This window comes from Streptomyces alkaliphilus, from assembly GCF_014141535.1.
Lineage (GTDB): Bacteria > Actinomycetota > Actinomycetes > Streptomycetales > Streptomycetaceae > Streptomyces > Streptomyces alkaliphilus.
The window spans coordinates 1-826 of sequence record NZ_VKHT01001507.1 but is presented as its reverse complement, the minus strand read 5'-3'; the positions used below and the strand labels follow the sequence as shown (position 1 = coordinate 826).

Here is an 826-nt window from a genome sequence, read left to right as displayed (position 1 = left end):
CTGCTCCGCCCCCCGGGCGCCGTCGATGCCGTCGAGCCCCTCGATTCCCTCCAGCAGTTCGCCGGCGGAGACGGTCAGGTCCAGGGTTTCCGCCGGCGCGTCCGTCGCGGCGAGGGGCAGCGGGAGCACCGCCACCACCTCGAAGCGGGCGGGGCGGGCGAAGACGGCGAGGACGCCGCCCTCGGCGCGCAGCCGAACCGCCGCCGTCCGGTCCCACTTCAGGTGACGCCCGAGGAAGGCGGCGAGGACGGCGGCGTCGGCCGGCTCAGCGAACCGCAGCCGTGTTGTCGGTGGCGTCATCGAAGTACCGTTCCAGGAAGGACCGTTCGACCGCCGAGAGGCGGCGGGGACGCTCCTTGTCCAGGTCGTAGGGGACGATGACGGTGCGGGCGCGGGCGTGCACCGTACCCCCGTCGATCATCTCGTAGCCGATGGTGGTCGCGGCGGCACCGATCTTGGTCACCCACAGTTCGATGTCGACCGGCGCGTGTCGGTGCACCAAGGGGCGCAGGTAGTCGATCTCGTGCCGGGCCACCACGGTGGTCCCCGAGAAGGGGACCTCCGGGTCGAAGACGCCGGGGCGTCCGGCGCCGGGCCCGGGGGCCCTGTCGCCGGACGCCCCGGACCCGGGGTCGTCGCCGGACACGGTCGTCTCCTCGGCCGCCTCCCGCGCCAGGCGCCAGAGGAAGTCGATGCGCGCCTCCTCCAGGTAGCGCAGGAAGACGACGTTGTTGATGTGTCCGAAGGAATCCATGTCCGCCCAGCGGAGCGGACAACGGAACAGGTGTCGCACTGTGGTTCAGCCCCGGGTGAGCTTCTTGTAGGT

Annotated in this window: 1 protein-coding gene and 1 pseudogene; both read right to left on the bottom strand. The window is 71.9% G+C overall.

Annotated features, from left to right (window positions below):
* A pseudogene (locus FNQ90_RS25370) lies at positions 1-300 on the bottom strand (hypothetical protein); the annotation flags it as partial.
* Positions 266-754: an acyl-CoA thioesterase gene (locus FNQ90_RS25365; protein ID WP_143622440.1), complete on the bottom strand. Its 489-nt coding sequence runs from the start codon at positions 752-754 to the stop codon at positions 266-268. The pseudogene FNQ90_RS25370 and the gene FNQ90_RS25365, both read right to left, overlap by 35 nt.
* Positions 755-826 lie beyond the last annotated feature (72 nt).